General features: G+C 71.5%; 22 protein-coding genes. 14 read left to right on the plus strand and 8 right to left on the minus strand.

Annotation, left to right across the window (positions count from 1 at the left end; genetic code table 11):
* Nucleotides 1-62: 62 nt before the first annotated feature.
* Nucleotides 63-1,703, plus strand: a complete 1,641-nt coding sequence (locus ASH01_RS15385) for an acyl-CoA dehydrogenase family protein (protein WP_056777424.1) — start codon at nucleotides 63-65, stop codon at nucleotides 1,701-1,703.
* A gap of 92 nt (nucleotides 1,704-1,795) precedes the next feature.
* Here ASH01_RS15385 and ASH01_RS15390 read toward each other — a convergent pair whose 3' ends face one another.
* Nucleotides 1,796-2,779, minus strand: a complete 984-nt coding sequence (locus ASH01_RS15390) for a polyphosphate kinase 2 family protein (RefSeq protein WP_056777428.1) — start codon at nucleotides 2,777-2,779, stop codon at nucleotides 1,796-1,798.
* A 90-nt stretch (nucleotides 2,780-2,869) separates the two neighbouring features.
* Here ASH01_RS15390 and ASH01_RS15395 point away from each other — a divergent pair, with 90 nt between their 5' ends.
* Entirely contained in the window at nucleotides 2,870-3,613 is a 744-nt protein-coding gene (locus tag ASH01_RS15395) for a dihydrofolate reductase family protein (protein WP_056777433.1), read from the plus strand.
* Nucleotides 3,614-3,632: 19 nt separating this feature from the next.
* Here the strand turns inward: ASH01_RS15395 and ASH01_RS15400 are convergent, their stop codons facing one another.
* Entirely contained in the window at nucleotides 3,633-4,814 is a 1,182-nt protein-coding gene (locus tag ASH01_RS15400) for an alpha/beta hydrolase family protein (RefSeq protein WP_056777436.1), read from the minus strand.
* A gap of 289 nt (nucleotides 4,815-5,103) precedes the next feature.
* Between ASH01_RS15400 and ASH01_RS15405 the strand changes: the two genes are divergently transcribed.
* The 3 genes from ASH01_RS15405 (at nucleotide 5,104) to ASH01_RS15415 (ending at nucleotide 7,447) form a co-directional block, all read left to right on the plus strand.
* Nucleotides 5,104-6,429, plus strand: coding sequence for a vWA domain-containing protein (locus ASH01_RS15405; protein ID WP_056777437.1), 1,326 nt, complete (start codon nucleotides 5,104-5,106; stop codon nucleotides 6,427-6,429).
* Between the two features lie 173 nt (nucleotides 6,430-6,602).
* The gene (gene msrB / locus ASH01_RS15410; protein ID WP_020145578.1) at nucleotides 6,603-7,046 is read left to right on the plus strand and encodes a peptide-methionine (R)-S-oxide reductase MsrB; all 444 of its coding nucleotides are present in this window, start codon (nucleotides 6,603-6,605) and stop codon (nucleotides 7,044-7,046) included.
* A 17-nt stretch (nucleotides 7,047-7,063) separates the two neighbouring features.
* Nucleotides 7,064-7,447, plus strand: coding sequence for a DUF1707 SHOCT-like domain-containing protein (locus tag ASH01_RS15415; RefSeq protein ID WP_056777440.1), 384 nt, complete (start codon nucleotides 7,064-7,066; stop codon nucleotides 7,445-7,447).
* A 56-nt stretch (nucleotides 7,448-7,503) separates the two neighbouring features.
* On the opposite strand, the gene hemQ is transcribed toward ASH01_RS15415, so the two are convergent.
* Together hemQ and hemG are read right to left on the minus strand one after the other, a co-directional pair.
* On the minus strand, nucleotides 7,504-8,205 hold the full coding sequence (hemQ, locus tag ASH01_RS15420; protein WP_056777443.1) for a hydrogen peroxide-dependent heme synthase: 702 nt from the start codon (nucleotides 8,203-8,205) through the stop codon (nucleotides 7,504-7,506).
* Nucleotides 8,206-8,239: 34 nt separating this feature from the next.
* A complete protein-coding gene (hemG, locus tag ASH01_RS15425; RefSeq protein ID WP_056777447.1) occupies nucleotides 8,240-9,628 on the minus strand; it encodes a protoporphyrinogen oxidase in 1,389 nt (462 codons plus the stop codon).
* On the opposite strand from hemG, the gene ASH01_RS15430 reads away from it, so the two are divergent.
* Complete coding sequence (locus ASH01_RS15430) at nucleotides 9,627-9,899, plus strand: hypothetical protein (protein WP_156415592.1); 273 nt, start codon at nucleotides 9,627-9,629, stop codon at nucleotides 9,897-9,899. The genes hemG and ASH01_RS15430 overlap by 2 nt on opposite strands.
* An 84-nt stretch (nucleotides 9,900-9,983) precedes the next feature.
* Entirely contained in the window at nucleotides 9,984-11,129 is a 1,146-nt protein-coding gene (locus tag ASH01_RS15435; protein WP_082619873.1) for a DUF4349 domain-containing protein, read from the plus strand.
* 44 nt (nucleotides 11,130-11,173) lie between these two features.
* Here the strand turns inward: ASH01_RS15435 and murJ are convergent, their stop codons facing one another.
* Complete coding sequence (gene murJ, locus ASH01_RS15440) at nucleotides 11,174-12,859, minus strand: murein biosynthesis integral membrane protein MurJ (protein ID WP_056777832.1); 1,686 nt, start codon at nucleotides 12,857-12,859, stop codon at nucleotides 11,174-11,176.
* Nucleotides 12,856-13,908 carry a uroporphyrinogen decarboxylase gene (gene hemE, locus ASH01_RS15445; protein WP_056777455.1) on the minus strand — a complete coding sequence of 351 codons (1,053 nt, stop codon included), beginning with the start codon at nucleotides 13,906-13,908 and terminating at the stop codon, nucleotides 12,856-12,858. Before hemE ends, murJ begins: the two co-directional genes overlap by 4 nt.
* A 95-nt stretch (nucleotides 13,909-14,003) precedes the next feature.
* Here hemE and ASH01_RS15450 point away from each other — a divergent pair, with 95 nt between their 5' ends.
* From ASH01_RS15450 to ASH01_RS15470, 5 genes are all read left to right on the plus strand, one after another.
* Nucleotides 14,004-14,588, plus strand: a complete 585-nt coding sequence (locus ASH01_RS15450; RefSeq protein WP_020145570.1) for a DUF3000 domain-containing protein — start codon at nucleotides 14,004-14,006, stop codon at nucleotides 14,586-14,588.
* A complete protein-coding gene (locus ASH01_RS15455) occupies nucleotides 14,585-15,874 on the plus strand; it encodes an HRDC domain-containing protein (RefSeq protein WP_056777458.1) in 1,290 nt (429 codons plus the stop codon). The genes ASH01_RS15450 and ASH01_RS15455 overlap by 4 nt, the downstream gene beginning before the upstream one ends.
* A 178-nt stretch (nucleotides 15,875-16,052) precedes the next feature.
* On the plus strand, nucleotides 16,053-17,294 hold the full coding sequence (locus ASH01_RS15460) for a thiolase family protein (RefSeq protein ID WP_056777461.1): 1,242 nt from the start codon (nucleotides 16,053-16,055) through the stop codon (nucleotides 17,292-17,294).
* The gene (locus ASH01_RS15465) at nucleotides 17,291-19,423 is read left to right on the plus strand and encodes a 3-hydroxyacyl-CoA dehydrogenase NAD-binding domain-containing protein (RefSeq protein ID WP_056777464.1); all 2,133 of its coding nucleotides are present in this window, start codon (nucleotides 17,291-17,293) and stop codon (nucleotides 19,421-19,423) included. Before ASH01_RS15460 ends, ASH01_RS15465 begins: the two co-directional genes overlap by 4 nt.
* A gap of 121 nt (nucleotides 19,424-19,544) precedes the next feature.
* A complete protein-coding gene (locus ASH01_RS15470) occupies nucleotides 19,545-21,074 on the plus strand; it encodes a helix-turn-helix domain-containing protein (protein WP_056777468.1) in 1,530 nt (509 codons plus the stop codon).
* Between the two features lie 234 nt (nucleotides 21,075-21,308).
* On the opposite strand, the gene ASH01_RS15475 is transcribed toward ASH01_RS15470, so the two are convergent.
* Both ASH01_RS15475 and ASH01_RS15480 read right to left on the minus strand, forming a co-directional pair.
* Nucleotides 21,309-21,914 (minus strand): hypothetical protein, encoded by a 606-nt coding sequence (locus tag ASH01_RS15475; protein WP_156415593.1) that lies wholly within the window; start codon nucleotides 21,912-21,914, stop codon nucleotides 21,309-21,311.
* Nucleotides 21,915-22,401: 487 nt separating this feature from the next.
* Nucleotides 22,402-23,538 (minus strand): hypothetical protein, encoded by a 1,137-nt coding sequence (locus ASH01_RS15480; RefSeq protein ID WP_156415594.1) that lies wholly within the window; start codon nucleotides 23,536-23,538, stop codon nucleotides 22,402-22,404.
* 767 nt (nucleotides 23,539-24,305) lie between these two features.
* Here ASH01_RS15480 and ASH01_RS15485 point away from each other — a divergent pair.
* Nucleotides 24,306-24,617 (plus strand): hypothetical protein, encoded by a 312-nt coding sequence (locus tag ASH01_RS15485; protein WP_156415595.1) that lies wholly within the window; start codon nucleotides 24,306-24,308, stop codon nucleotides 24,615-24,617.
* A 164-nt stretch (nucleotides 24,618-24,781) separates the two neighbouring features.
* The gene (locus tag ASH01_RS15490; protein WP_056777479.1) at nucleotides 24,782-25,960 is read left to right on the plus strand and encodes a tyrosine-type recombinase/integrase; all 1,179 of its coding nucleotides are present in this window, start codon (nucleotides 24,782-24,784) and stop codon (nucleotides 25,958-25,960) included.
* Nucleotides 25,961-26,366 lie beyond the last annotated feature (406 nt).

Genomic DNA, 26,366 nt, shown 5'->3' on the forward strand with positions numbered 1-26,366 from the left:
GTGACCGGCGCGACACGCGCCCGGCGGCTCGCGCCGGCCGGTCGGCGCCTAGTCTCGGCGGGGTGAGCACACACGAGGTGACCAACCAGGTGCCCCCTTTCGTCGGCGGTGACTTCCTCTCCGACGACGCCGCTCTGCGGGAGGCGGTGGAGCGCTGGGCCGGCCCCGCGGCCATCTCGGACCTCGCCCCCCTCGGGGCGCTCGCCGGCACCGCGGAGGCACAGGAGCACGGCCGGCTCGCCGACACCAACCCACCGGTCCTGCGCACGCACGACGCGCGCGGCAACCGCATCGACGAGGTCGACTTCCACCCGTCGTGGCACTGGCTCATGACCCAGTCCGTCGGCGCCGGCCTCACGGCCGAGCCGTGGACGTCGCCCGCCAACTCCGGCGCCCACGTGCGTCGCGCGGCCGGTTTCGTCCTCTGGTCACGCGTGGAGGCGGGACACGGCTGCCCCGTCTCGATGACGTATGCCGCCGGGTCGGCCCTGCGGCACGACCCCACCCTGGGTGCTCGCTGGCTCCCGGCCCTCGCGAGCCGCGACTACGACTTCGGCATCCGGCCGGTGTCGCAGAAGGCCGGGGCGATCTCGGGCATGGGCATGACGGAGAAGCAGGGCGGCTCGGACGTGCGCGCCAACACGACCCGAGCGGTCGCCACCCCGGGTGGGGCGCTGCCGGGCGAGACGTACCGGCTCACGGGCCACAAGTGGTTCTGCTCGGCCCCGATGAGCGACGTCTTCCTCGTGCTCGCCCAGGCGCCGGGCGGCCTCACCTGTTTCGTCGTGCCGCGCGCCCTCGACGACGGCACGCGCAACCCCTTCGCCCTCCAACGCCTCAAGGACAAGCTCGGCAACCACTCCAACGCCTCGAGCGAGGTCGAGCTCGAGGGCACGTGGGGCAGCCGACTCGGTGACGAGGGCCGCGGGGTGCGCACCATCATCGACATGGTCGGCGCCACGCGTCTCGACTGCATCCTCGGCTCGACGGCGACGATGCGTGACGCGGTGGCCCGGGCCGTGCACCACGCGCGGCACCGGCGAGCATTCGGCGCGCTGCTCGTCGACCAACCCCTGATGCGCAACGTGCTGGCCGACCTCGCCCTCGAGGCGGAGGCCGCGACCGTCCTCGGCCTCCGCCTCGCCCACGCCGTCGACACCGGTGAGACCGAGCTCGCCCGGCTGGGCGTGGCGCTCGGCAAGTTCTGGGTGTGCAAGCGCACGGCGCCCATGGTGGCCGAGGCGCTCGAGTGCCTCGGCGGCAACGGCTACGTCGAGGAGAACGGTCTCGCGCGCCTCTACCGCGAGGCGCCCCTCAACTCGATCTGGGAGGGCTCGGGCAACGTCAACGCCCTCGACGTCATGCGTGCCGTCACACGTGAACCGACGACGCTCGAGGCCTTGACGAAGGAGCTGCACGAGGTCCGCGGGCAGAGCGCCGAGCTCGACGCCCACGTGGAGTCGTCTCTCGCGCAAGCTCGCTCACTCGAACCCACGTCGCCGGAGGCGTCGTTCGGTGCACGCGTCGTCGTCGAGCGCCTCGCCCTCGGCCTCCAGGCGAGCCTGCTCGTCCGGCACTCCCCCGGCCCCGTCGCCGACGCCTTCGTCGCCAGCCGGATCGCGGGTCGACGCGGACACTCGTTCGGATCGCTCGACGTCGACATCGCCGGCGCGGCGACGGCCGTCATCGAACGAACCGGCTGACGACGCAGGCGCTCACGCGAAACCCGTTGGGCGGCATACGTCCTCGGGTCGGGGGCACGTCGAGCGCCGACGCTCGTCGCGTGCTTGGTGCGTCAGCTAGCCGACAGGCGTTTCTTCTCCGCCTCGACGTCGAAGTCGGCCTGCGGCCACTGGAGGTTCATCCCGCGCAGGGCCTCGAGGATCAGCTGCTGCACCGCGAGGCGCGCGTACCACTTGCGGTCCGACGGCACGACGTGCCAGGGCGCCCCGACCGTCGAGGTCTTGTCGAGGACGGCTTGGTACGCCTCCATGTAGTCGCCCCAGTGGCCGCGCTCGTCGACGTCGCCCGGGTTGTACTTGTAGTACTTGTCCGGACGGTCGAGGCGCTCCATGAGCCGCGCCTTCTGCTCCTCCTTCGAGATGTGCGTCATCACCTTGATGACGGTCGTGCCCGCGGCAATCACCTTGCGCTCGAAGGCGTTGATCTGCGCGTAGCGTTTGGACCACACGGCCTCGGGCACGACGTCGTGGACTCGCACGATGAGGACGTCCTCGTAGTGCGAGCGGTCGAAGACCCCGAGCTGGCCTGCGCCGGGCAGGGCCTTCTCGATGCGCCAGAGGAAGTCGTGCGCCAGCTCCTCCTTCGTCGGTGCCTTGAAGCCGGTCGCCTTGACGCCCTGCGGGTTGACGGAGATGACGTGGCGCATGATGCCGCCCTTGCCCGAGGTGTCCATGCCCTGCACGACGAGCAGGAGTGACCGCTTCGAGCCCGTCGTGGACTCCGCGAAGAGCCGCTCGAGCAGGTCGGACAGCTCGGCCTCGCAGGCCTTGAGCGCCGCTTTGCCCTCGAGCTTCTTCCCGGTGAAGCCGGGAGTCCCCGACGTGTCGACGTCGGCGAGGACGAAGCCCTTGCCGACGCGCAGGGCGTTGGCGACGTCCTGGATCTCCTCGACGGCCGCCTCCTCGTGCGCCGCGATGACCTCGTCCTCGGCGGCCTGGGCCTCGAGCTTGGCCGCCTTCTTGCTCGAGATCTTGCCGCCCTCCTTGCCCGACGACTTCCCTGACTTCTTGCTCTTGCCCTTCGCGCCCTTGCCCATGGCGTCATCCTGCCCGACCGGAGACCGGCGCGACGGGATGTGAGGTCACCGATCCGCGCGGCGAGACCGACCCTCGCCGATACTGGCCCCATGCGCCTGCTCCTGCCCGGTCACTCCGGACGTCCCGCCCTCTCCGACCTCGACGCGGCGGGGCTCTTCGGCGCCTATGCCGCACCGCAGGACCGCTGGGTGCGCTGCAACATGGTGACGAGCCTCGACGGCGCTGCGACGGGCGCGGACGGACGTTCGGGCTCGATCAACAACGACGCCGACCACGTCGTCTTCGAGGTGCTCCGAGCCCTGAGCCACGTCGTCGTGGTCGGGGCCGGGACGATCCGCGCCGAGGGCTATCCTCCGCTGTCCGTGGACGACCCACTCGTCGAGCTACGCCGTCACCAGGGCCTCCCCGACGCGCTGCCCCTCGTCGCCGTGAGCAACCGCGGGCACGTGCCTTCGACGCTGAGCGGCTGTCGGGACGGGCGGGCGCTCATGGCCGTTCCGGCCTCGGCGCCCGGACTCGACTCGGCGCGCCGTGACCTCGGCGAGGACAACGTCCTCGTCTGTGGTGACGAGTCGGTCGACGTCGCAGCCCTCGTGGAGGCGTTGCACCGCCGTGGATGGGACCAGGTGCTCACCGAGGGCGGGCCGAGCCTCCTCGGCTCCTTCCTCGCGGCCGGCCGGCTCGACGAGCTGTGCTTCACCATCGCCCCGCACGTCGTCGGCGGCGAGCACCCGCGGCCGGTCGGCCCCGAGGGCATTCCGGCTGACCTCGACCTCGAGGTGCTCGTCGCGCAGGACGCGACGCTGATGGGCCGCTGGTACGTCCGACGCTGACGACGGGGACGACGGGGGCTCAGCGACGCTCGTCGAACCCGTGGACGAAGTCGCGCAGCACGCGCTCCCAGCGGTCCGGGTCGTAGTTCCACTCTCGGCAGTGCCGAGCGGTGTCCCACCGCTCGAGGCGCACGAGGTCGGGCCGGCGACCCGCCAGGGCCACCGCGGGACCGATCGGCACGAAGTCGTCGCCGTCCGAGGCGATGACGAGCATGGGGGAACGGAGCTCGCCCGCGCGTGCGACCCAGTCGGTGCGGGCGACGTCGATCGGCTCGTGGACCCCGACGAGCCGGCGCGTGCGGCGTGAGCCCATGAGGTCGGTCGCGACCCGCACGAGCGGGCCCGGCACCCGGTGCAACCGGCCGTGGTGACGCAGCACCACGCCCCAGTCGATGACCGGGGAGTCGAGCGCCACGCCGACGACGTAGTCGGACAGCGGTGACCGGTCGAGCGCCTGGAGCACGATGGCGCCGCCCATCGACCACCCGAGAAGGAGGATGCGTCGGGCACCGTGCGACACGGCATACCCCATGGCCGCCTCGACGTCGCGCCACTCGGACAGGCCGAGGTTGTAGCGCCCGTCCGGGCCTCGCGGCGCGTCGCGGTCGTTGCGGTACGCCGTGACGAGGCTCGTCCACCCGGCCTCGCGCAGCACCGGCACGGCCCGGAGCGTCTCCTCCTTGCGTGCGCCGCGTCCGTGCACGAGCACGGCCCAGTCGGACCCGGTCGAGCCGTCCTCCCGACGCACCACCCAGCCCGGCAGCGGACCGACGTCGGACAGGATGGCCACGTCCTCGTCGGGCAGGCCCAGGCTCACCGACGGCCGGTCCCAGAAGTAGTACTGGTTCCAGCGGGCGGGCCCGGTCTCGATCGCGCCCCGGTCGACGGCCATGAGTCGGCGCGTCACCGACTCCGGGTCCGCGTCGACGATCTCGCCGACCCGCGCGTGCCCCGCTCCCCCTTCGAGCCAGACGCCGTAGCGGCCGGGCACGACCGTCTCGGGAGTGACGGAGAAGGTGACGGTCCCGCCGTCGTGGCGCAGGATCTCGACGTCGTCGGGCTGCAGCTCGTCGGGCGTGATGACGCGGCGGGCGAAGTACGCAGCAGCAGCCACCGAGCCTCCGGCGGCGCCGAGCACCGAACCCGTGCCGGCGGCCGCGGCCACGAGCACCGGACGCGAGACGAGACGGCGCACCTGCACGGGCCCATCGTCGCAAACGACCCGCCCACGTCGTGGGAGGGCGTGCCGCCGCAGGCGCGGTATGCGGACCAGACGTATCAAATCGGACGTTCGGGGCACCGTACTTCGGGAGCCTCGGGGACCACGGGCGGCGAGCCGCACACCCCGATCGTTCCCCGGCCCGCCCGTCGGGCCGGTCGCGGTCGAGAGGTGCCGTTCGGGGTCACGGTCACCACCTGCCCGCCTCGGGGTGCGAGGACCTGCTCCGCGCGCCGCTTCTCACCGTCTCGTCCCACGAAAGGGGACACCCGTGTTCAGCACCATGCGCCGCGGCGCACTCAGCATCGCGGCAGCCGGGGCGCTCGTCGCCACGCCCGCCCTCGCGATGGGGGCCGGCGTCAGTCCGGCCACCTACGACGCGTCCGTCAACCCGGGCGACACCGTCCATCTCACCAAGACCGTCAGCACGCCGGAGATCCCGCCGAAGCCCGACATCGTCCTCGTCGTCGACGAGACCGGCAGCATGGGTCCGGCGATCGCCAACGTGAAGTCCGAGATGGGCTCGATCGTCTCCACGGTCCAGGGAGCCCAGCCACAGGCCCAGTTCGCCATCGCGTCGTACAAGGACGTGGGCGACGGGGCGGAGTTCTTCCAGGTGGAGACCGGCCTGACGGGCAGCCAGGCCACGGCCCAGACCGCGATCGACAGCCTCTCGGCGTCCGGCGGCGGCGACACGCCCGAGGGCCAGATCAACGCGCTGTGGGAGGTCGGCTCCGGCGGCAACGCCATCGCGTTCCGTCCCGACTCCTCACGCATCGTCGTCTGGTTCGGTGACGCGAGCGGGCACGACCCGAGCGGCGGGCACAGCGAGGCCGACGCCACGGCGTCCCTGACGGGCGTCGGCGCCCAGGTCATCGCCATCAACGTCGAGTCCGGAGGCGCCGACGGCCTCAACGCCACCGGTCAGGCGCAGCGCATCGCGGCCGCCACGTCGGGGACGTTCTTCCCGAGCGTGACCCCGGGCAATGTCGCGAGCACGATCCTCGCCGGGTTGGGCAACCTGCCGGCCGAGGTCACGGCGAACGTCTCGTGCGCCACGGGTCTGTCGATCGCGTTCACGCCGTCGCTGCCCCAGACCGTCACGAGCGGCAGCGACGTCGTCCTCGACGAGGCGATCACCGTCGCCGCGGACGCCCCCCAGGGCTCGACGCTGACGTGCACGACGACCTTCCTCGTCAACGGCGCCGAGGCCGGGCCGGAGTTCGTCCAGACCGTCACGATCAAGGTCAACGACGTCACCCCGCCGACCGTTTCGTGCGGTCCCGGTGTCAACCCGGACGGCGTGACCCCGCCCGGCTACAAGAAGGCCGGCTTCTACCAGCTCGTCGCCGCCGACAACCTGCCGGGCACGACGGTGACGGTCTCCGACACCGCCACCGGTGCCACCTTCGGGCCGTACGGCCCCGGCACGTACATCAAGATGACGCAGGCGCTCGGCGCGACGCCGTCGTCGGTCCCCTTCGAGGGGATGGTCGACTGGCACGTCACCGTCCGTGGTGACCTGCTCGTCACGGCCACGGACGCCGCCGGCAACACGGCGACGGCCACCTGCACGGTCCCGCCGAACAAGAAGTAGTCCGGCACGCAGCGACCCTGCCCGGCCCGGACCATCCCGGGCCGAGCAGCACGAGGGCCCCGGCCACCCGCCGGGGCCCTCGTGGCACGCGCTCACCCGGCCCGTAAGACCTCGTAAGGACCACGCCGTCGCCGGGCGGGCACAAACCCGGGTGACGTGGCGTTGGTCTGGACATGAGCCACCACAACACCTCCGACAAGCCGTATGCCGTCCAGCGCACCGACGAGGAGTGGCGCGCAGCCCTGACGCCGGCCGAGTACAAGGTCCTGCGACAGGCCGGCACCGAGCCGGCCTTCCGGGGTGAGTACACCGACACCAAGACGCAGGGCGTCTACTCGTGCCGAGCCTGCGGCAGCGAGCTCTTCCGCAGCGACACGAAGTTCGAGTCGCACTGCGGCTGGCCGTCCTTCTACTCCCCGCTCGCCGGGGACACGGTCGAGTACATCGAGGACCGCGCCTTCGGCATGAAGCGCGTCGAGGTCCGGTGTGCCAACTGCGGCTCGCACCTCGGGCACGTCTTCGAGGGCGAGGGCTACGACACCCCGACCGACCAGCGCTACTGCATCAACTCCATCTCGCTGCGCCTCCAGCCGGACGAGGGACCGTCGCAGTCCTGAGCGCCTAGATTCGTCCCATGGTCGACGACGGCGACATCCGCATCGGCAGCGCCGAACGCGACGAGGCGCTGGCGGCGCTCGCCGAGCACCACGCCGCGGGCCGGCTCGACGCGAACGAGTACGAGGACCGGCGGGGCCGGGCCACCGACGCCGTCGTGCGCCGGGACCTGACCTCGCTCTTCGTCGACCTGCCCGAGCCCCGTCCGCGGCTCACGCCGGCGCGCGGGGGTGCCGTGTCCCGCCCGTCGGCGCCCCACCAGGGGCCACGCGGCACGGTGGCACGCGTCCTGCTGAGCCTCGCCCCCTTCATCGCGCTCGCCGCATTCCTGCGCACCGAGTCGTGGCTGGTGTTCCTGCTCATCCCGGTCATCGCGGCGATCGCCAAGGCGATCGACGACTGAGCCCCCGCCTGCACGTGCAGGCGGGGGTTCGGTGGTGTGCGCGGGCGTCGCCGGGGTCAGCGCAGGTTGGCGACGAGCTGGGCCGGCTCGACCTTGGGCCCGGTGAAGAACGGGATCTCCTCGCGCACGTGCATCCGGGCGCGCGACGCGCGCAGCTCGCGCATGAGGTCGACGATGCGGTGCAGCTCGTCGGCCTCGAAGGCGAGCAACCACTCGTAGTCTCCGAGGGCGAACGAGGCGATGGTGTTGGCCCGCACGTCCGGGAAGTCGCGCGCCATCTGCCCGTGCTCGCGAAGCAGGTCGCGACGCTCGGCGTCCTCGAGGAGGTACCACTCGTAGGAGCGGACGAACGGGTAGACGCAGACGTACTTGCGGGCGACCTCGTCGGCCATGAAGGCGGGGACGTGGCTCTTGTTGAACTCGGCCGGGCGGTGCAGCGCGGCGTTGCTCCAGACCGGCTCGAGGTGCGCGCCGAGCTCGGTGCGCAGCAGGCGGTGATAGGCCGACTGGAGCTGCTCGATCGTCTCGGCGTGCCACCACACCATGAAGTCGGCGTCGCCGCGCAGCCCCGCGACGTCGTAGAGGCCCCGGACCACGACCCCCTCGCCGGCGATCTCGTCGAGGAACGCCTCGAGGTCCGCTGTGACGGCGTCGCGGTCGTCGCCGACCGGCGTGACGGTGCTGAACACCGACCACATGCAGTAGCGGATGGTGTCGTTGATCTCCCGCATCTCGGCCGGGGTCAGGCGCTCGCTCATGGCCCCATCATCCCAAGCGGCTCGGACCCCGACGTCAGCGGGTCAGGACCGACCGGATCGACCGTGCAGCCGCGCGGCCGGACGCGATGCAGGCCGGGATGCCGACACCGTCGTATGCCGCCCCGCACAGCGAGAGCCCTGGCGGCAGCTCGCGTGTGGGTGCGAGACGCGAACGGTGCCCGACGGCATACTGCGGCAGTCCCCCACCCCAGCGCTGCACGTGCGCGTCGACGGGGCCGGGCACGCCGGGACCGAGCACCGTCCGGAGGTCGGCGAGGGCCACGGCCACGAGCTCGTCGTCGGAGCGCTGGAGCGCGACCTCCTCGCGGTGGCGGCCGATGGACGCGCGCAGGAACGTCCGCTCGGGGTGTGCGGCGGCGAGCCAGGGCCACTTGACCGAGCTGAACGTCGACGCCTTGATCGTCAGCGGCTCCGTGGGCGGGACGAGGAAGCCGCTGCCGTCGAGGACGGCCGGTGCGGCACCCTCGAGGGCGAACGTCACGATGGCCATCGACGCGTACTCGACGGTCGCGAGCGCCGCTGCGGCCTCGGGTGCGACCTCGCGCAGGAGGCGCGAGGCGGGCGCTGCTGGGGCGGCGAGCACGACGGCGTCGAAGCGCTCCTCGACGACGTCGGTCGTGGGACCTGTCGACACGACCCACCCGTCGCCGTCGCGGCGCAGCCCGCGGGCCACCGCGCCACGGCGCACGCGGACACCCGCGGCTACGATCTCGCGCTCGAGCACCTCGGGCAGCGTCCCGAGGCCGCCGACGAGAGAGGCGAAGACGGGGCGATCGGCCATCCGTCCGCTCGCCGCCACCTCGGCCGCGGCACGGGCCACGTCGAGCAGTGGTCGACCCTCGTGCGCGGCGGCCGCGAGGACCGGGACGGCCTGCTCGGCGGAGATCTCGCGGGCGTGCCCGGCGTACACACCGGCCAGGAGGGGCTCGACGAGGCGGTCCGTCACGGCGCGGCCCAGGCGGGCGTCGACGAGGTCGCCCACCGAGACGTCACCGACGACGGGGCCGTCGACCTGCTCGTGCGCCAGGCGCTGCACCTCGTCGTCGCTGAGCAGCCCCCGCACCGACTCCGGGTCGGCCGGCACGCCCATCACCGTGCCGCGGGGCATCGGCCAACGCCGGCCCCGCGACACGATCGACGCGCCCACGGGGCCGGGATGCGTGGTCAGGTCCGCGACGCCGAGCTCCTCGATGAGGGCGAGGGCCTCGGGGCGACGAGCCAGCACCGACTCGGCGCCGACGTCGATGCGCGCCCCGCCGACGTCCTCGAGGCGCAGCTTCCCACCGAGCCGGTCTGAGCCCTCGAGGACCGTGACGGAGACGTCGGCGCCCGGGCGACTGAGCTCCCAGGCGGCCGCCAGCCCGCTGATCCCACCGCCGATGACCGCGACCGTCCTGCCCATGGCGCCACTCTCCCATCCCGGCTCCGGCGGTGTGGCCGGGCCCCGACCGATGAGGACATGTTGGGCGCATGAGCACGCCCGCGCCGGCGCCCTGACGCTCCACCTCCTCGCTGCCCGTCTCGGCCAGGACCGAACCGTCGCCGTCGTGGCCCGGCTGCCGCTCGTCGACCGGCACGACGGCTCGCGCTGCGAGCTCGTCGACCGCCACTCGTTCGTCCTCGACCGGGTCGGGGCGGCGCAACGATCGGGTCCGGCTGCGTGTCTCTGGTGACAAGGGACGTCGCCACGCACACCGTGCGCACCACAGCACCACCACCAGGTGCGGCACGGGAGGCGACCCGTCGAAAGGCTCGCCATGACCGCCACCCCACACCTGCCGCGTCTCTCTCAGCTCCCACCCGCCCGTCGGCGCCTCCTCGCCATGGTCCTGGTGGCCGTCGCCGTGCTCGCCCTGGCGATACCTCTGGGCCTCAAGGCTCTTCAGACCGCCTCGACCTCATCCTCCTCGTCCGCGGCCTCAGCCGGGGAGGCGAGTCGTGGTGCCGTGACGGGCAGCGGCGTGGTCGGGCCGGACCTCGCGCCGCAGGCCGACGCCTCGGCCGGAGCCAAGGCGCCCGCCGCCGACCCGGGCACGCTCGGGAACGGCGTCGCCGCCTCGGTCGCGGTCATCGAGCCGAAGATCGCGCGCTCCGCGTGGCTCGGGATCAAGGTGACCGACCTCACCGGGTCGGCGGCTCGGGCCCGCGTCATCGCCACGGACGCCGGAGGCCAGGTGACCTCGGAGAACGTCGTCACCTCGGTCGACCCCACGGGTGGTCCCACCGGCCCGGGTGGGGTCGACCCCCGCCTCGAGTCGGGCTCGTCCCTGCCGACCGTCGGCGTCGACGAGGCCCGGATGGTGCTCAGCGTCCCGGCCAAGACCCTCGACGACGTCCTGACGCAGCTGTCGAGGATCGGGACGGTGTCGTACCGCTCGTCCCAGTCCCAGGACGTCACCGACACCTACGTCGACACCAAGGCGCGCATCGAGCCGATGCAGGACGGGATCACCCGCGTGCGCGCCCTGCTCACCAAGACGACGGACCTCCAGCAGGTCATCCTTCTCGAGAGCGAGCTGACCCGCCGTCAGGCCGAGCTCGACTCGCTGACCCAGCGTCTGGCGCAGCTCGACGCGATGACGACGACGAGCGACGTCACCGTGACGCTCTGGACCGACGCGACGACCCCCGTGCAGACCGAGAGTGGTCTCGGCGGTGGGCTGCGCACCGCGTGGGAGAGCTTCCTCGGCTCGCTCACCGTCATCCTCACCGGGCTCGCGGCGCTCCTGCCGTGGCTCGTCCTCCTCGTGCCCCTCACCCTGCTGGCCCTGCGGCTGTGGCGTCGCCGCGTCGCGGGTACGCCGGCAGCGGCCTCCGCCGTGAACGCCGCCCCCGCCGCAGGCCCCACCCCGCAGCCCGCGGGAGCCCCGGCCTCAGCGCCCGCCTCCACGACGGACGACTGACACCCCGGAGCCGAGAGCAGTGCAGGAGCCGTCGGCGGCTCGGGTCAGCGACCGAGCCGCTGGCGGACCATGTCGCCGACCTGCCGCACCTCACGCACGTGCATGGCGTGGGCGATGCCGAGGTAGATGACGAAGAAGACGAGACCGACGAGACCGATCTCCAGCGCGCTGGCGAACATCCGCTTGAGGGCCGAGGTCGACCCCTCGACCGCGGACCTCGTGATCGGGTCGAGCACCTGGGTGGCGCCCCACGCGACGACGCCGGCGACGGCGGCCGCGACGCCGACCCGCGAGGCCGTGACGAGACCGGCGCCCAGCCCGAGCGTCCCGATGCGCCGGCGCAGCAGGTACAGGCCGACCATGGAGCTGACGACGTTGCCGACGGTCTGCCCCATCGCCATGACGCCGATGGCCCAGACCGGGTTGATGAAGAGCGTCACGACGCCGGCAAGAGCGCTGATGCCGGTCAGGAGCACCTGCATGATGACGGTGGGCTTGCCGTCCTCGAGGGCGAAGAACATGCGGTAGCAGAGCAGGTCGAGCCCGAAGGGCACGAGCCCGAGGATCATGATGATGAGCACGCTGGCGGAGACCTCGACCGAGCGCGGTTCGATGCCGGGGTTGAGCAGCGCGACGATCGGGTTGGCGAGCACGATGACCGCGACCATGATCGGCACGTTGGCCACGAGTGGCATCGTCAGGCCGGTGCGGAAGTCCCGGCGCAGGCTCGCCTTGTCGTCGGACGCTGCGGCGGCGGAGAAGCGCGGGAAGAGCGCGGTGATGATCGAGACGGTGATGAACGCGTGCGGCAGCATGAAGAGCGTGAAGGCGATGGCGTATGCCGCCGGGCCGCGTACCGCGTCCTCGAGACCGAGCGTCGTGGCGGAGGCGGTCGCGTTGTTGAGGACGCCCTGGCTGATGAAGAAGCCGACCTGTGACACCGCCAGGCCGCCGAAGGCCCAGAGGGCGAGGCGGCTGACTCCACCGAGGCCGACGCCGCGCAGGCCCCATCGCGGGCGGTAGCGGAAGCCGGTCCGCCGCAGCGCAGGGATGAGGGAGAGCGCCTGGACGATCACGGACAACGTGGCCGAGCCGGCGAAGAGCCAGATCATCGGCCCGGTCCACTCGGACGGGTCCCGCGGCTGGTCGCGCCCGGGGGCTCCGCGGGGTGCGTCCTTCGGGAAGACGAAGAGGAAGAGCACCAGCCCGGTGACGGCCACGACGTTGGCGATGAAGGGGGCCCACGCGAAGGCGCCGAACTGCCCGCGCGCGTTGAGGATCTGCCCGAGCAGGGCGAAGAGCCCGTAGAAGAAGATCTGCGGCAGGCAGATGAGCGAGAAGGCGAGCGCGAGGTCCTTGAAGTCCGGCGACGAGTTGCGGGCGAGCAGCCAGACGAACCCTCCGGCGGCGGCCATGACGACGACCGTGATGACCGCCATCGCCGTGAGGGCCACCGTGATGACGCGGTCGGTGAACTCCTGGCCGCCGTCCTCGAGCTTCATCGCCCGCGCGAGCGACGGGATGAGCACCGCGTTGAGGATGCCGCCCGCGGCAAGGACGTAGAGCACGTTGGGCAGGGTGTTGGCCAGGGAGAAGGCATCACCGGCGAGCTTGGCGCCGATGATCGCGGTGATGAGGCCGTTGCGCACGACCCCGAGCACGCGCGATGCGACCGACCCACCGAGCATGGTGAGGCTGGAGCGAGCGACTGACGGTGCCGCCGTCGTCATCGGCGGCTCGAGCACTCGTGGACGAGCTCGGTCACCCGGGTCAGCACGTCGGGGTCCACGGTGGGCAGCACGCCGTGGCCGAGGTTGAAGATGTGGCCCGGCGCATGGCGCCCCTCCTCGACGATCTCCCGCACGCGGCGCTCGAGGGCGTCCCACGGCGCGAAGAGCAGGGCGGGGTCGAGGTTGCCCTGGACGGCATACGTCGGCCCGAGGCGGTCCACGGCGTCGGTGAGCGACACGCGGTAGTCGACGCCGACCACCTCGGCACCCGCGTCCCCCATGAGAGCGAGCAGCTCGCCCGTGCCGACGCCGAAGTGGATGCGAGGCACGTCGAGGTCCGCGACCGCTGCGAGAGCGACCGACGAGTGCGGCATGGCGCGCGCGGCGTAGTCGGCCTTCGACAGCGCACCCGCCCACGAGTCGAACAGCTGGACGGCGCTGGCGCCGGCCTGCGCCTGGACGCGGAGGAACTCACCCGAGACCTGGGCGAGCCTGGCGCAGAGGGCGTCCCACAGCTCGGGGTCGCCGTGCATGAGCGCCTTGGTCTTCTCGTGGTTCTTGGAGGGCCCACCCTCGACGAGGTAGGACGCGAGGGTGAAGGGCGCTCCGGCGAAACCGATGAGCGGGATGTCACCGAGCTCGCGGACGAGCTGGCCCACGGCCTCGGTGATGAAGGGGACGTGCTCGGGGGTCAGGGGCACGAGCTGGTCGAGGTCGGCGGCCGTGCGGATCGGGTGGGCCACGACGGGGCCCACACCCGGGACGATGTCGAGGTCGACGCCGATGGCCTTGAGCGGGACGACGATGTCGCTGAAGAAGATGGCCGCGTCGACGCCGTGGCGGCGCACGGGCTGGAGCGTGATCTCGGTGACGAGGTCGGGCTGCATGCACGACTCGAGCATCGGGATGCCCTCGCGGACGGCGCGGTACTCCGGCAGCGAACGACCGGCCTGACGCATGAACCACACCGGCGTCCGGGTCACCGACTCGCGGCGCGCAGCGCGGACGAGATCGCTCTGGCGGGTGTCTGGCGGGGCTGTGGTCGGCACCGGTCAATCCTGCCACGGCAAGCGCGTGCCCCCGCGCCACGCGCGTCCGGCGCGCCCTGAGGACAGATCGCCCGACTCCGGCATACCCTCGTCTGGTGCACACGCGAACGTTGCCGGGCAACCACGGCGCGGTCTTCGCCAGGACGCTCAGCGCCCTGCGAGACGTCCGTCTGCGCTCCGAGGTGCGGTTGACCGAGGTGCCGGCGCCGACGCGCATCGCCCCGTATGCCGCAGCCCTGACCGCCGACGTCATCGACGTCGCCGACCCCGACGACGACCTCGCGACCGGACGCTTCGTCCTGCTGCACGACCCGGCAGCCCCCGACACGTGGGACGGCCAGTGGCGCATCGTGACCTTCGCGCGGGCCGAGCTCGAGCCCGAGCTCGCCGGCGACCCCATGCTCGGGGCGGTCGGGTGGTCGTGGCTGACCGACTCGCTGGCCAACCGCAACCTCGGCTGGACCGCCGAGGCCGGCACGGTGACCCGCGTGGTCAGCGAGAGCTTCGCGGGTCTCGCCGACCGCGAGGCGAGCGTCGAGATGGAGATCCGCGCCTCGTGGACCCCGGTCGGCGGTGACGCCACGGACCACCTGCGCGCCTGGGCCGACATGCTCTGCACCATCGCCGGCATCCCGCCCCTGCCCGACGGCGTCGTCCCCCTCCCGGGGCAGCGACGGTGACGGCGGAGCCGAACGAGCCCGCCGACGACCTCGACGACGCCCAGGCCGCCGACCTCGCACCCGGCGTCGTCCCCGAGCTCGTCCCACTGACCCACCCCCGCGACGGGGTGCCCGACGTCGTCGTCGACGAGCGCACCCTGATCCGGGCCGCCGAGGCCATCGGCAGCGGCACCGGGCCCGTCGGCATCGACGCCGAGCGGGCGTCGGGCTACCGCTACGGACAGCGCGCCTATCTCGTCCAGATCCGGCGCGAGGGGTCCGGGTCCTGGCTCATCGACCCCATCGCCTGCCCCGACCTCTCCCCCGTCGGCGAGGCCATCGGCGACGCCGAGTGGATCCTGCACGCGGCCACCCAGGACCTCCCGTGCCTCGCCGAGGTCGGGCTGCACCCGCAGTCGCTCTTCGACACCGAGCTCGGCGGCCGGCTGGCCGGACTGCCCCGGGTCGGGCTCGGCGCCATGGTCGAGCACTACCTCGGCCTCCAGCTCGCCAAGGAGCACTCGGCCGTCGACTGGTCGGTGCGCCCCCTTCCCGAGCCGTGGCTGCGGTATGCCGCCCTCGACGTCGAGGTGCTCGTCGACCTCCGTGACGCGGTGGCCGCCGAGCTCGCGTCGCAGGGCAAGGCGGCCTGGGCCGCCGAGGAGTTCGATCACCTGCTCGACTTCACCGGCCCCGAGCCCCGCGTCGACCCATGGCGGCGCACGTCGGGGATGCACAAGGTGCGCGGCCGTCGTGGCCTGGCCATCGTGCGAGAGCTGTGGCTCTGGCGCGACGCCGCGGCCCAGCAGCGCGACACCTCCCCCGGACGGGTCCTGCCCGATGCCGCGATCAGCGAGATCGCCATCGCCAACCAGCGGGCGACGAAGCCGCCGCGCACCGTGGGCTCCGCGGAGCCCCGCCTGGCGCGCTCGGTGCGCCGCCACCAGGAGGCGATCATCGAGGTCGTCGCGCGCGCTCTCGCGCTGCCCGACGAGGACCTGCCCGTCCTGGCCCTCCCGCCGAGCGGCCCGCCACCGCCCAAGGCGTGGGCCGACCGCGACCCCGTCGCCGCGGCCCGCCTGGCCCGCGCCCGGGAGCTGCTCGGAGCGATCTCCGAGGAGCTCGCCGTGCCGGTCGAGAACCTCCTGACCCCCGACCTGCTGCGCCGCTTCCTGTGGGAGGGTCCCGCTTCCCCGTCGACCGCCGAGGTCGCCGAGGCGCTCACGACCATGGGGGCACGTCGCTGGCAGACGACGATCACCGCGCCGCTCATCTCCCTCGCCTGCACCGAGAACCCTCCCGCCTGAGGCGTGCCCTCGCTCGCCGGGCCGTCGTGAGGATGGTCACCCGGAGGCCCGTTGGCCGGGAAGTTACCGAGAAGTAGTATCGAGGAGGTCGCGCGCTGCCGCGGCCCGACGCCGGTGTCCGAGCCGGCCCGTCGACCCCTGATCCATCGCGATCACCCTCGATCCACTGGGAGGCACCGTGCCCCGCGCACTCAATGAGGTCGTCTTCGTCGACGGCGTCCGGACGCCGTTCGGCAAGGCCGGAGACAAGGGCATGTACGCCCAGACCCGCGCCGACGACCTCGTCATCCGGTGCATCCGGGAGCTGCTGCACCGCAACCCCAACCTGCCCAAGGACAAGGTCGAGGAGGTCGCCATCGCCGCGACCACCCAGATCGGCGACCAGGGCCTCACCCTCGGCCGCACGGCGGCGCTGCTCTCGGGCCTGCCGAACACGACGCCCGGCTACTCCGTCGACCGGATGTGCGCCGGCGCGATGACGGCCGTGACGAACACCGCGAGCTCGATCGCCTTCGGTGCCTACGACATCGCCATCGCCGGCGGCGTCGAGCACATGGGCCGCCACCCCATGGGCGAGGGCGTCGACCCCAACCCGCGCATCGTGTCCGAGAAGATCGTCGACCCCGACGCCCTCGTCATGGGCAAGACCGCCGAGAACCTCCACGACCGGTTCCCGCAGCTGACCAAGCAGCGCTCCGACGCCTTCGCGGTGGGCAGCCAGGACAAGCTCGCCCAGGCGTACGCCGACGGCAAGATCCAGCGCGACCTCGTCACCGTCGCGACGCGACACGCCGAGCAGGGCTGGGGCCTGGCCACCGCCGACGAGCCGCCGCGTCCCGGCACGACCGTCGAGGACCTCGGCCAGCTCAAGACGCCGTTCCGCGCGCACGGCAACGTCACCGCGGGCAACGCGGCCGGGCTCAACGACGGTGCGACCGCGTGCCTCCTCGCCTCCGAGGCGGCCGCCACCGAGCTCGGCCTGCCGGTCCGGATGCGCCTCGTGTCCTTCTCGTTCGTCGGCGTCGAGCCCGAGGTCATGGGCGTCGGTCCGGTCCCTGCCACCGAGAAGGCCCTCGCCAAGGCCGGCCTGACGATCGGCGACATCGGTCTCTTTGAGCTCAACGAGGCGTTCGCCGTCCAGGTGCTCGCCTTCCTCGACCACTTCGGCATCGCCGACGACGACCCTCGCGTCAACGAGTACGGCGGCGCCATCGCCACGGGTCATCCGCTGGCCAGCTCCGGCGTGCGCCTCATGACCCAGCTCGCGCGGCAGTTCGAGGAGCATCCCGAGGTCCGCTACGGCCTGACCGCGATGTGCATCGGCATCGGCATGGGCGGCGCCGTCATCTGGGAGAACCCGCACCACGAGGACTACGAGTCCTCGACGACGACCACGACCGACGAGGAGATCGCCCAGTGAGCGCCACCACGACCGACAAGCCCACGGCCGCAGCCGACTTCGCGTCCGAGGTCGTCACCCGCACCCCGGTGCACGACGTCGCCCTCCCGGGCGGCGCCGGGACCCTGGCGCTCGTCACCCTCGACAACGGCTTCGACCACACCAAGCCCAACACGTTCGGCCCGCAGTCGATCGCCGGCCTCGCCGCCACGGTCGAGCGCCTGCGCGAGCGCGCCGAGGCGGGCGAGATCGTCGCCGTGGCCGTCACCGGCAAGCCGTTCATCTTCGCCGTCGGCGCCGACCTCACCGGCGTGCCGTTCATCGGGTCGCGCGACCAGGCGCTCGAGATCGCCCGGGCCGGCCACGCGGCATACGCCGCCTTCTCCGACCTGCCGGTCCCGACGTTCGCGTTCGTCAACGGCGCGGCCATGGGCGGTGGCGTCGAGCTGGCGCTGTCTGCGACCTACCGGACGATGAGCGCCGGAGTGCCCGCCGTCGCGCTCCCCGAGGTCTTCCTCGGCCTCGTCCCCGGCTGGGGCGGCTGCTGGATGCTGCCCAACCTCATCGGTGTCGAGAAGGCCATCACCGTCGTCATCGACAACCCGCTGAGCCAGAACCGCATGCTCAAGGGAGTCGACGCGTACCGGCTCGGCATGGCCGACGCGCTCTTCGAGCCGGCCGACTTCCTCGAGGAGTCGATCGCCTGGGCCGCCCGCGTCCTCTCCGGTGAGGTCACCGTCGTGCGTCCCGAGGTCGACCGCGACGAGACGGTGTGGAATGCCGCCATCGCCAGGGCCAAGGGCCTCGCCGACGTCAAGACCGGCCGACAGGCCAGGAGCCCGTATGCCGCCCTCGACCTGCTCGCGGCGGCTCGCACGGCGACCCGCGAGGAGGGCTTCGCCGCCGAGGACGAGGTGCTCGCCGACCTGCTCATGAGCGACGAGCTCCGTGCCGGCCTCTACGCCTTCGACCTCGTGCAGAAGCGCGCCAAGCGGCCTGCTGGCGCTCCCGACAAGCAGCTCGCCCGCAAGGTCACGAAGGTGGGCATCGTCGGCGCCGGGCTCATGGCGAGCCAGCTCGCGCTGCTCTTCCTCCAGCGCCTCCAGGTGCCCGTCGTTCTCACCGACATCGACGACGACCGCGCCGCCAAGGGCGTCGGCTACGTCCACGCCGAGCTGGACAAGCTCGCGGGCAAGGGACGCCTCAACGCCGACAAGCTGAACCGCTACAAGGCCCTCGTGACCGGGTCGACGAGCAAGGACGGCTTCGCCGATGCCGACTTCGTCATCGAGGCCGTCTTCGAGGAGATGTCGGTCAAGCAGCAGGTCTTCGCCGAGGTGGAGGCCGTCGTGTCGGCCGAGTGCGTGCTCGCGACCAACACGTCGAGCCTGTCGATCGCCGAGATGGCATCGACGCTCGAGCACCCGGAGCGCGTCGTCGGCTTCCACTTCTTCAACCCGGTGGCCGTCATGCCGCTGCTCGAGATCATCCCGGGCGAGCACACCGACGACCCCACTCTCGCAACGGCTTTCGCCGTCGGGAAGGCGCTGAAGAAGACGTGCATCCGCGCCGCGGACCGGCCGTCGTTCATCGTCAACCGACTCCTCGGCCGCTTCATGGGCGAGGCCGCGAAGATCCTCGACGAGGGCACGCCGATCGAGGTCGTCGACCGCGCCTTCGCCGGCCTGGCGCCGATGCCGCCCTTCGTCCTCATCGGGCTCGTCGGGCCGGCCATCGCGTTGCACAACGGCGAGACGCTCGTCCGGGCCTTCCCGGACCGCTTCTACGCCTCGCCGACGCTCCAGCGGATCGTCGCGGCCGGCAAGCGCGGCTTCTACGACCTCAGCTCGGGCCGTCCGGTGCTCGACCCCGAGGTCGCCGAGCTCATCGAGAAGCCGGCCGAGCCGGTCGTGCTCGACCTCGCCCAGGTGCGGCAGCGTGTCCTCACGGTCCTGGCCGACGAGGCACGACGGATGCTCGACGAGGGTGTCGCACAGGCGCCGATGGACATCGACCTCGCGATGATCAGCGGCGCCGGCTTCCAGTTCTGGAACGGCGGCATCACCCCGCTCCTCGACCGGACCGGCGTGGCCGAGGCCGTCACGGGCTCGCGCTTCCTCCCCGTCGGCGTCGCCAACGCACGCGGCTGACCCAGCCACACGGCATACGCCATCGCTGTTCGGAGGCCACGGACCCCGGGACGTCCCGGTCCGTGGCCTCCGGCCGTGCGGCGGATTTGCCGTAACTCATATATGAGTTAGCCTCTTCGACGTGCCTCAGACCTACCTGACCCGGATCGGCGGACTCATCCGCGACGCGCGACGCCACAAGGGGATGACCCAGTCGGACCTCGCGGAGCTCCTCGGGACCTCCCAGGGCGCCGTCACGCGCATCGAGCAGGGCAAGCAGAACCTCAGCCTCGACATGCTCGCCAAGATCGGTGACGCGCTCGACTCCGAGTTCGTCTCGCTCGGCCACTCCGGCCCCCAGCACCTGCGCATCGTCGGCGGCCAGAAGCTCACCGGCTCCATCGACGTCAAGACCTCGAAGAACGCCGCGGTGGCGCTGCTCTGCGCCGCCCTGCTCAACCGGGGTCGCACCACGCTGCGCAACCTGGCCCGCATCGAGGAGGTCAACCGCATCCTCGAGGTGCTCGCCTCGATCGGCGTCAAGACGCGCTGGCTGCCCGACAGCAGCGACCTCGAGATCATCCCGCCGACCGTGCTCAACCTCGACGACATCGATGTCGCGGCCGCCCGTCGCACGCGCACCGTGATCATGTTCCTCGGCCCCCTGCTCCACGAGCACGAGGCCTTCCAGCTGCCGTACGCCGGTGGCTGCGACCTCGGTACCCGCACCGTCGAGCCCCACATGGCGGCGTTGCGGTCCTTCGGTCTCGAGGTCACCGCGACCCACGGCTTCTACGAGGCGCGCTCCGACCGCTCCGTCGGCCCGGATCGAGCGATCGTGCTCACCGAGCGCGGCGACACCGTCACCGAGAACGTCCTGATGGCCGCGGCCCGCCACGCCGGCACCACCATCATCCGCAACGCGAGCCCCAACTACATGGTCCAGGACCTGTGCTTCTTCCTCGAGAAGCTCGGGGTCCGGATCGACGGGATCGGGACCACGACGCTGACGGTCCACGGTGTGGCCCAGATCGACGTGGACGTCGAGTACGCCCCCAGCGAGGACCCCATCGAGGCCATGAGCCTCATCGCCGCCGCTGTCGTCACCGACAGCGCCATCACGATCCGACGCGTGCCGATCGAGTTCATCGAGATCGAGCTCGCGACGCTCGACGGCATGGGGATGAAGTACGACCTCACGCCGGAGTACACGTCGGCCAACGGCAAGACCCGCCTCGTCGACCTCACGACCATCCCCGGTCCGCTCCACGCCCCGATCGACAAGATCCACCCGATGCCGTTCCCGGGCCTCAACATCGACAACCTGCCCTTCTTCGCCCTCATCGGCGCGGTCGCCGAGGGCAGCACGATGATCCACGACTGGGTCTACGAGAACCGCGCGATCTACCTCACCGAGCTGACGAAGGTCGGGGCCAAGGTGCAGCTGCTCGACCCGCACCGTGTCATCGTCGAGGGGCCGACCCGCTGGCGTGCGGCCGAGGTCGTGTGTCCGCCGGCGCTGCGTCCCGGGGTCGTCGTGCTGCTCGCCATGCTTGCCGCGCCCGGCACGTCGGTGCTGCGCAACGTCTACGTCATCAACCGCGGCTACGAGGACCTCGCCGAGCGCCTCAACGCCCTCGGCGCGACGATCGAGGTCTTCCGCGACATCTGAGCATTCGGCGGCTCCCTAGGCCTCTCGCGGCGCTGACCTGCGCAGACACCCGTGTTGGGAGTGGCCGCCATTCGATTTTCGCACCGCTTTCGCACGCAGGGCGGCCCCGTCTGGGCGGGCCGCCCTGTCCTGCACGTCGCCGGGGACGGGTCGGACCATCTCGTCAGCCCTCGACCCGCGCGGGCAGCGCGAGCGGAGGAGACAACCTGCGGCCCAGCCCCCGGGCGATCCTGCCTAGCTGGTCCTGCGCCACAGGCTCCTGCGGCGCAGGAACGCACTCAGGTGGGTCTCCACGGCGGAGGTGTACGCCTCCTCGAGGCTCGTCAACGCGGACAGGTCCACTAGGTCGGGTCCGATGTTCATGTCTCGGTCCGCGGTGATCGGCTCAGCCTGCCACGCCTCCCGGCACGCCCCGCCGGCAACCGCGCGGAGGTCCCGGACGAGCGCGCCGTACGCGTGACCCACGGCCGGCGACTCGGCCAACGTCCACGCGCAGTAGTAGGTGAGACGCGCCTGGACTTTGCGCAAGTCCTCCGAGAGCCGGATGCGTTCCTCGGCCGGCTGGTCCGCCCGTCGACGACGGATCGCATACGGGAACTCCTTGTACGCGGCTACGGCCTCGAACGCCTCGGCGAACACGGTTCGCACCCGGGCGCGCTCCTCCTCGAGACTCTTTCTCCGAGCGAGTGCGGTGTTCGCCAGTGCACCGATGACAGCCGCGAGGACGGCCCCCGAGATCAGGCCGGACAGCAACAGGCCGGTCACGCCGCCGGTCTGCGAGGCAGTCACCTCGTGCTGCGCGCTCGTCAGGGCGGCGTGCAGGATGCCGTCGGTGGACATCACAGCGGGGATCCCGTCGTCCGGAGCGCATCGGCGCGATCGTCCTCGTCTGGAGGGTGTGGAGCCTCGTCCCCCAGCCATTCGCCGGTCTCGCGCCAGTACGCCTCCTTGAAGAGGTGGGCGGCGACCATCCCGAACAGAGCCAGCAGGCCATCCTCGGGAACCCATCGACGCTCGGCCCGATCCGCGGGATGCCAGATGCAGAGCCATCTGTCGTCGAAGCGGTGCGGGGATGCAGCAGGACCTACCGGGCCGTCTACGAGGACCCGTGGCGTGTCCGGCCTCACAGGTGAGAACTCCAGGCGCACACGCCGAGCGTCGTACCCGGGCACGTCGATGATGGCGTCATACGTGTAGACCAGCCCTGTTGGGCGGTGCGGGCGACGGCATCGCAGGTCCGGGTAGGCCGCCCGGGCGGAGGCCGCGAGCGCGTGCCGCCGAGGGATGTCCTCCAGCCAGGAGAGGCGCCGACGGGTGGGACGCACGGTCAGTGCGCCCCGAAGGAGCGCGGGTGCTTCAGACCGAGTCCGGCGCCCGTGGTCAGCGCGCCGGTTGTCGTCACCGACAGGCTGGACTTGTTCTTCATGCTCGCTGCCAGCCGGGCCTTGGTGCTGCCCTGGTCGGTGCCGTCCGCGATGAAGTCCGGCCACAGCGGCTGTAGCTGGCGTCGCACCCACTCCGCGTCCCAGTCGCGGCCGAGGGCGCTGGCAAGCCGGCCGGCCGCCTCACGAAGCCTCGCGGCCGCGAGCAGCCGATCCTCCACCTTGATGTCCGCCGAAATACCCGCGGGGTCTGGGGTGAGGCGGGCGCTCAGGTCGGTGGCGCCGTCACGCCACAGGGCGAGCAACGCCTGAGCCTCCGACAGCCCCGGCTCGACGTACATGTATCCCAGCGCTTCCAGGTTGAACGAGCAGAGGGGCGGCGGAGCGATCCTCTTGTTCTCCGCCTTCGCGAGCCGGATGGCACGGGCTCGGCTACGCCGCAGGTCCCGGGGCCCACTCGTGAGCAGCGCCGTGTGCTGCTCCGGGTGCGACGGGTCCCACGTGTCCGCCTCCGTGTTGGGGATCCAGAGACCCGGCGCATCCTTGCGGCTCAGACCGACCACGACATCGACGGTCGGGTCCTCGCCGCTCGGGAGCGGCTCGTTGAAGGTGATGAGGATGGCGCGCTTGGTGATCTCGAACGTCGCCCTGCTGTACGTAGGTGCTACGACGGCCGCGATGAAGTCACGCACCTCTTCGACGACCTCCACCGGCCCGTCCGCCAGCGCGGAGTCCGGCCCGAGGTTCGTGTGAACGCGCCGATCGAGCACGACGCCGCAGTCCGCGTCGAGCCCCTTGTCGCGCTGGTGCACCGGGCAGTTCGCTGTCCCGTGCGCCAAGGACCCGGAGGTGAACGACCGAAGTCCCCCAGCGAACGACTCGCCCGCTGCGCGCACGGCGTCGCGGCGGGCGCGCGCCTCCTTGATGACCACATCGTCCGGTGCGAGCTGGGAACGGACGTCAGCGAGCAACTGAGCGGTGTGTGAGGTACTGGACATGGGAATCTCCCCCGGTCTGTCGATCCATTCGATGAAGCGGTCCCGGCCGCGACGTTGAGGTGGGGTTCCGCACGATGCCGCCACCAGGCCCCCCGGCGAACTACATCGGTGCAACTACGGTAGGTGCAGCCACCGACATCGCCGACGGTGAGCGACAGGTCAGGACATGGGCCGGTGGATGGAACGGGCAGAGGAGTTCCTTCCCGCAACAGCGAGCAGGCCGGTGCGGGCACGATTGAGGTAGGGCCACGGTCCCGGGCCAGCAGGTCCGAGGTCTGGCCAGGTGTTGTCCGCCCGGATCCCCGATGGAGGACCGCTCACAGCGCCGGTCGGGAACGCAGGCAGCACCGCTCGACCGCATCCCGGCCCGCTTGCGTTCGCAGCGGCTGCAAGCGCTGACCTCTCGCGTCTGGGTGATCACGAGTTCGTGACCCAGCTCTGACGCCTTCGGCGTACGCCCGGCGTGATCGCGCGATGCGCGCGCCGTTCGACGCCGCTAGAGACCACCTAGGGACACTCTCTTGGCGACGCTGTGCGCAGCGTCACAAGCGTCGTTTTAAACCTTCACCTTTGAGGGATAGACCACTATCCTGCAAGCATGCGCGAACCTGTCGCAGCTCACGCTCGAAGTCCCGGGGCGCGACCTGCCCGGAGACTGCGAGAGCCTGGCGGCCTGCCCAGCTCGACGAGCAGTCCTGTGTGACGCACGTCCCTTCCAACCGGTGGGCCACCTGACTGCGCTCGATACGTAGACCCGGACGGACAGTGTCATGACACCAACTCATGACACCGTCCAACCCGACACCGCGGACCCCATCTACACGATCCAGCATGTGGCCCGACTCCTGCACGTGAGCGTCGACCGCGCCCGCGAATACACCTACCAGACCGACTTCCCGGCACCTTTCGTGCTGGGCGCACGACACCTCTGGGACCGCAAGGAGGTCCTCGACTGGGTCCGTCGCCTCCCTCGCCGGCCCCGGACCCAGCAGCGCGAGATGCCAAAGACGCCAGCCGACGGCAACGACATCGGCACCGGCACCGGCACCGGCACCGACACGACGGTCGTCCCGGCGACACCTTCGGCCGATGCCGAGAGCGTGCCACTGCCCCGCCCCATCAAGGACTACTCCCCCCGCGCCGAAAGGAGCGTGTCGCGATGACCGCCCGGAGCGCGAGCACCCAGGTCAGGAACAACCCGGTCACACACGTCGGACGGGTGAGCATCCTCGCCCCTGCAGGCTCCGACCCGTACTACCGCCTCACCTGGCGCAAGCCGGACGGTAGGCGCGGTGGCACGAGTGGAGGCCGAACCCTAGAAGGCGCGATGACGAAGGCGGCGCCGATCGACGCCAGCCTCGCGCGCGCGATGGGTCCGCGCGGCCTGACTCCCCTTCAGGACCTCGTCACCGCGTACATCAACGCCGATGACCAGAACCAGCGCGACGACGGTGTCCCCTGGAGCGGCACCCATCTCCGTCAGGTGGAGCAGCGTCTCAACAGGATGATCCGGGGTCGCGAACACCTGCAGGCGATGCAGATGGACCGCGACCTTGCCGACGTCCTGCGCGCCCAGGGCGGTACCCGCAACAGCGTGGACCACAACACGTCCGCACTACGGGGTCTGCTCATCTGGGGTCACCGTCATCACTACTTCACCGCAGCGCAGGCCGAGATGCTGCCCGCCGGCGCGGTCCGCGTCCTGCCCGCGCTGAAGGGTACGGCCGCCCCCAAGCGCGCTGGTCGTGCCCGCGATGTCAGTGAGAACCCGAACTACATCCGGGACGAGGACGCTCCGAGCATCGCCCGCATAGTTGCGCTGGCGACGGAGTTCGACAGGATCTTCCCGGCGTGGGGACGGCTTGCTATCGAGCTCGCGTGCGACGCCGGGCCCCGATGGGGTGAGCTCTTCCAGCTGACCGCCGACGACGTCACCTTCCTCAAACGTGCAGCCGTGATAGCGATCAACTGGCAGATCGACGCATCCGCAAGCGTCTCCGAGGGCGACAATCGGCGCAAGCTCCCCAAGGGCGAGAAGACCCGCCGCACGGTCGCCCACAAGCGCTCCGTCACCGGCTACAAGCTCCTGAAGGCGTTGCGCGCCCGATGCGAGGAAGCCCGGCGCGAACAGACCGCCGGGACGAACCCGGAGGCTCTGCTCTTCCCGGCGCCGAGGGGAGGGATGTTCCACCACAGCCCCTTCCACGAGCAGTACTTCACGCCGGCCGCGCTCGCGGCCGGGTGGCCCACGCAGACCTGGGTCGAGACCTGTGACGAGTGGCACAGCGACACCCGCCACTACGAGACGGTCACGCGTGAGTGCGTGCAGTTCGATCTCGTGTGGCATTCCATGCGGCACCGTTTCGCACGCACGTGCGTCGATGTGTACAACCTGCAGCCGGGCCAGCTCACGGCCGTGGGCGGTTGGGAGGACACCAACGTCGTCAATGAGCGCTACTACCGCAGCGGGCGCGAGCACCTCGAGTCGGTCATCGCTGCCCTGTGACGCAACGAGCGACACCGGCGTGACCCAGCCGGAGCGATACCCGCGACCGACGCACCAGCATCCGGCACGCCCTTCGGCGTGCCGGATGCTGCCGTTACCCGGTGAGAGCAACTGACGCGCGGTTGGCAGCCCCACGGGCGCGAGGCGGGCTCGGCCCGGTCCGAGTGCCTGGCGCCGGGCGAGGCGATCCCGCGTGATGTCCGGGCCCGAAAACGCAGCCGGTCGCGGCGAGCAGCGTGACAGCTCGGAGTTCACCGCCTCCGTCCACGCGTGGGTCCGCTCAAGATCGCTGACCAGCTAGGCCGCGACCCGAGCGCGAACCCTGCCCGCGACGGCGCGAGGCCGGAGCGTCTCCCGCGGATTCATGGGCTGCGCCAGCTACACGTCCTGACCGCGGTGCGGCTGG

It is taken from the genome of Terrabacter sp. Soil811, assembly GCF_001429655.1.
Classification (GTDB): Bacteria; Actinomycetota; Actinomycetes; order Actinomycetales; family Dermatophilaceae; genus Terrabacter.

Bases quoted from the DNA above. Each gene is read 5' to 3' on its own strand.
- ASH01_RS15395 (WP_056777433.1), top strand. From the start codon at position 2,870: ATGCGCCTGCTCCTGCCCGGTCACTCCGGACGTCCCGCCCTCTCCGAC.
- ASH01_RS15435 (WP_082619873.1), top strand. From the start codon at position 9,984: ATGACCGCCACCCCACACCTGCCGCGTCTCTCTCAGCTCCCACCCGCC.
- hemQ (WP_056777443.1), bottom strand. From the start codon at position 8,205: ATGAGCGAGCGCCTGACCCCGGCCGAGATGCGGGAGATCAACGACACC.
- ASH01_RS15475 (WP_156415593.1), bottom strand. From the start codon at position 21,914: ATGTCCACCGACGGCATCCTGCACGCCGCCCTGACGAGCGCGCAGCAC.
- ASH01_RS15430 (WP_156415592.1), top strand. From the start codon at position 9,627: ATGGCGCCACTCTCCCATCCCGGCTCCGGCGGTGTGGCCGGGCCCCGA.
- ASH01_RS15390 (WP_056777428.1), bottom strand. From the start codon at position 2,779: ATGGGCAAGGGCGCGAAGGGCAAGAGCAAGAAGTCAGGGAAGTCGTCG.
- ASH01_RS15415 (WP_056777440.1), top strand. From the start codon at position 7,064: ATGGTCGACGACGGCGACATCCGCATCGGCAGCGCCGAACGCGACGAG.
- hemG (WP_056777447.1), bottom strand. From the start codon at position 9,628: ATGGGCAGGACGGTCGCGGTCATCGGCGGTGGGATCAGCGGGCTGGCG.
- ASH01_RS15490 (WP_056777479.1), top strand. From the start codon at position 24,782: ATGACGAAGGCGGCGCCGATCGACGCCAGCCTCGCGCGCGCGATGGGT.
- murJ (WP_056777832.1), bottom strand. From the start codon at position 12,859: ATGACGACGGCGGCACCGTCAGTCGCTCGCTCCAGCCTCACCATGCTC.
- msrB (WP_020145578.1), top strand. From the start codon at position 6,603: ATGAGCCACCACAACACCTCCGACAAGCCGTATGCCGTCCAGCGCACC.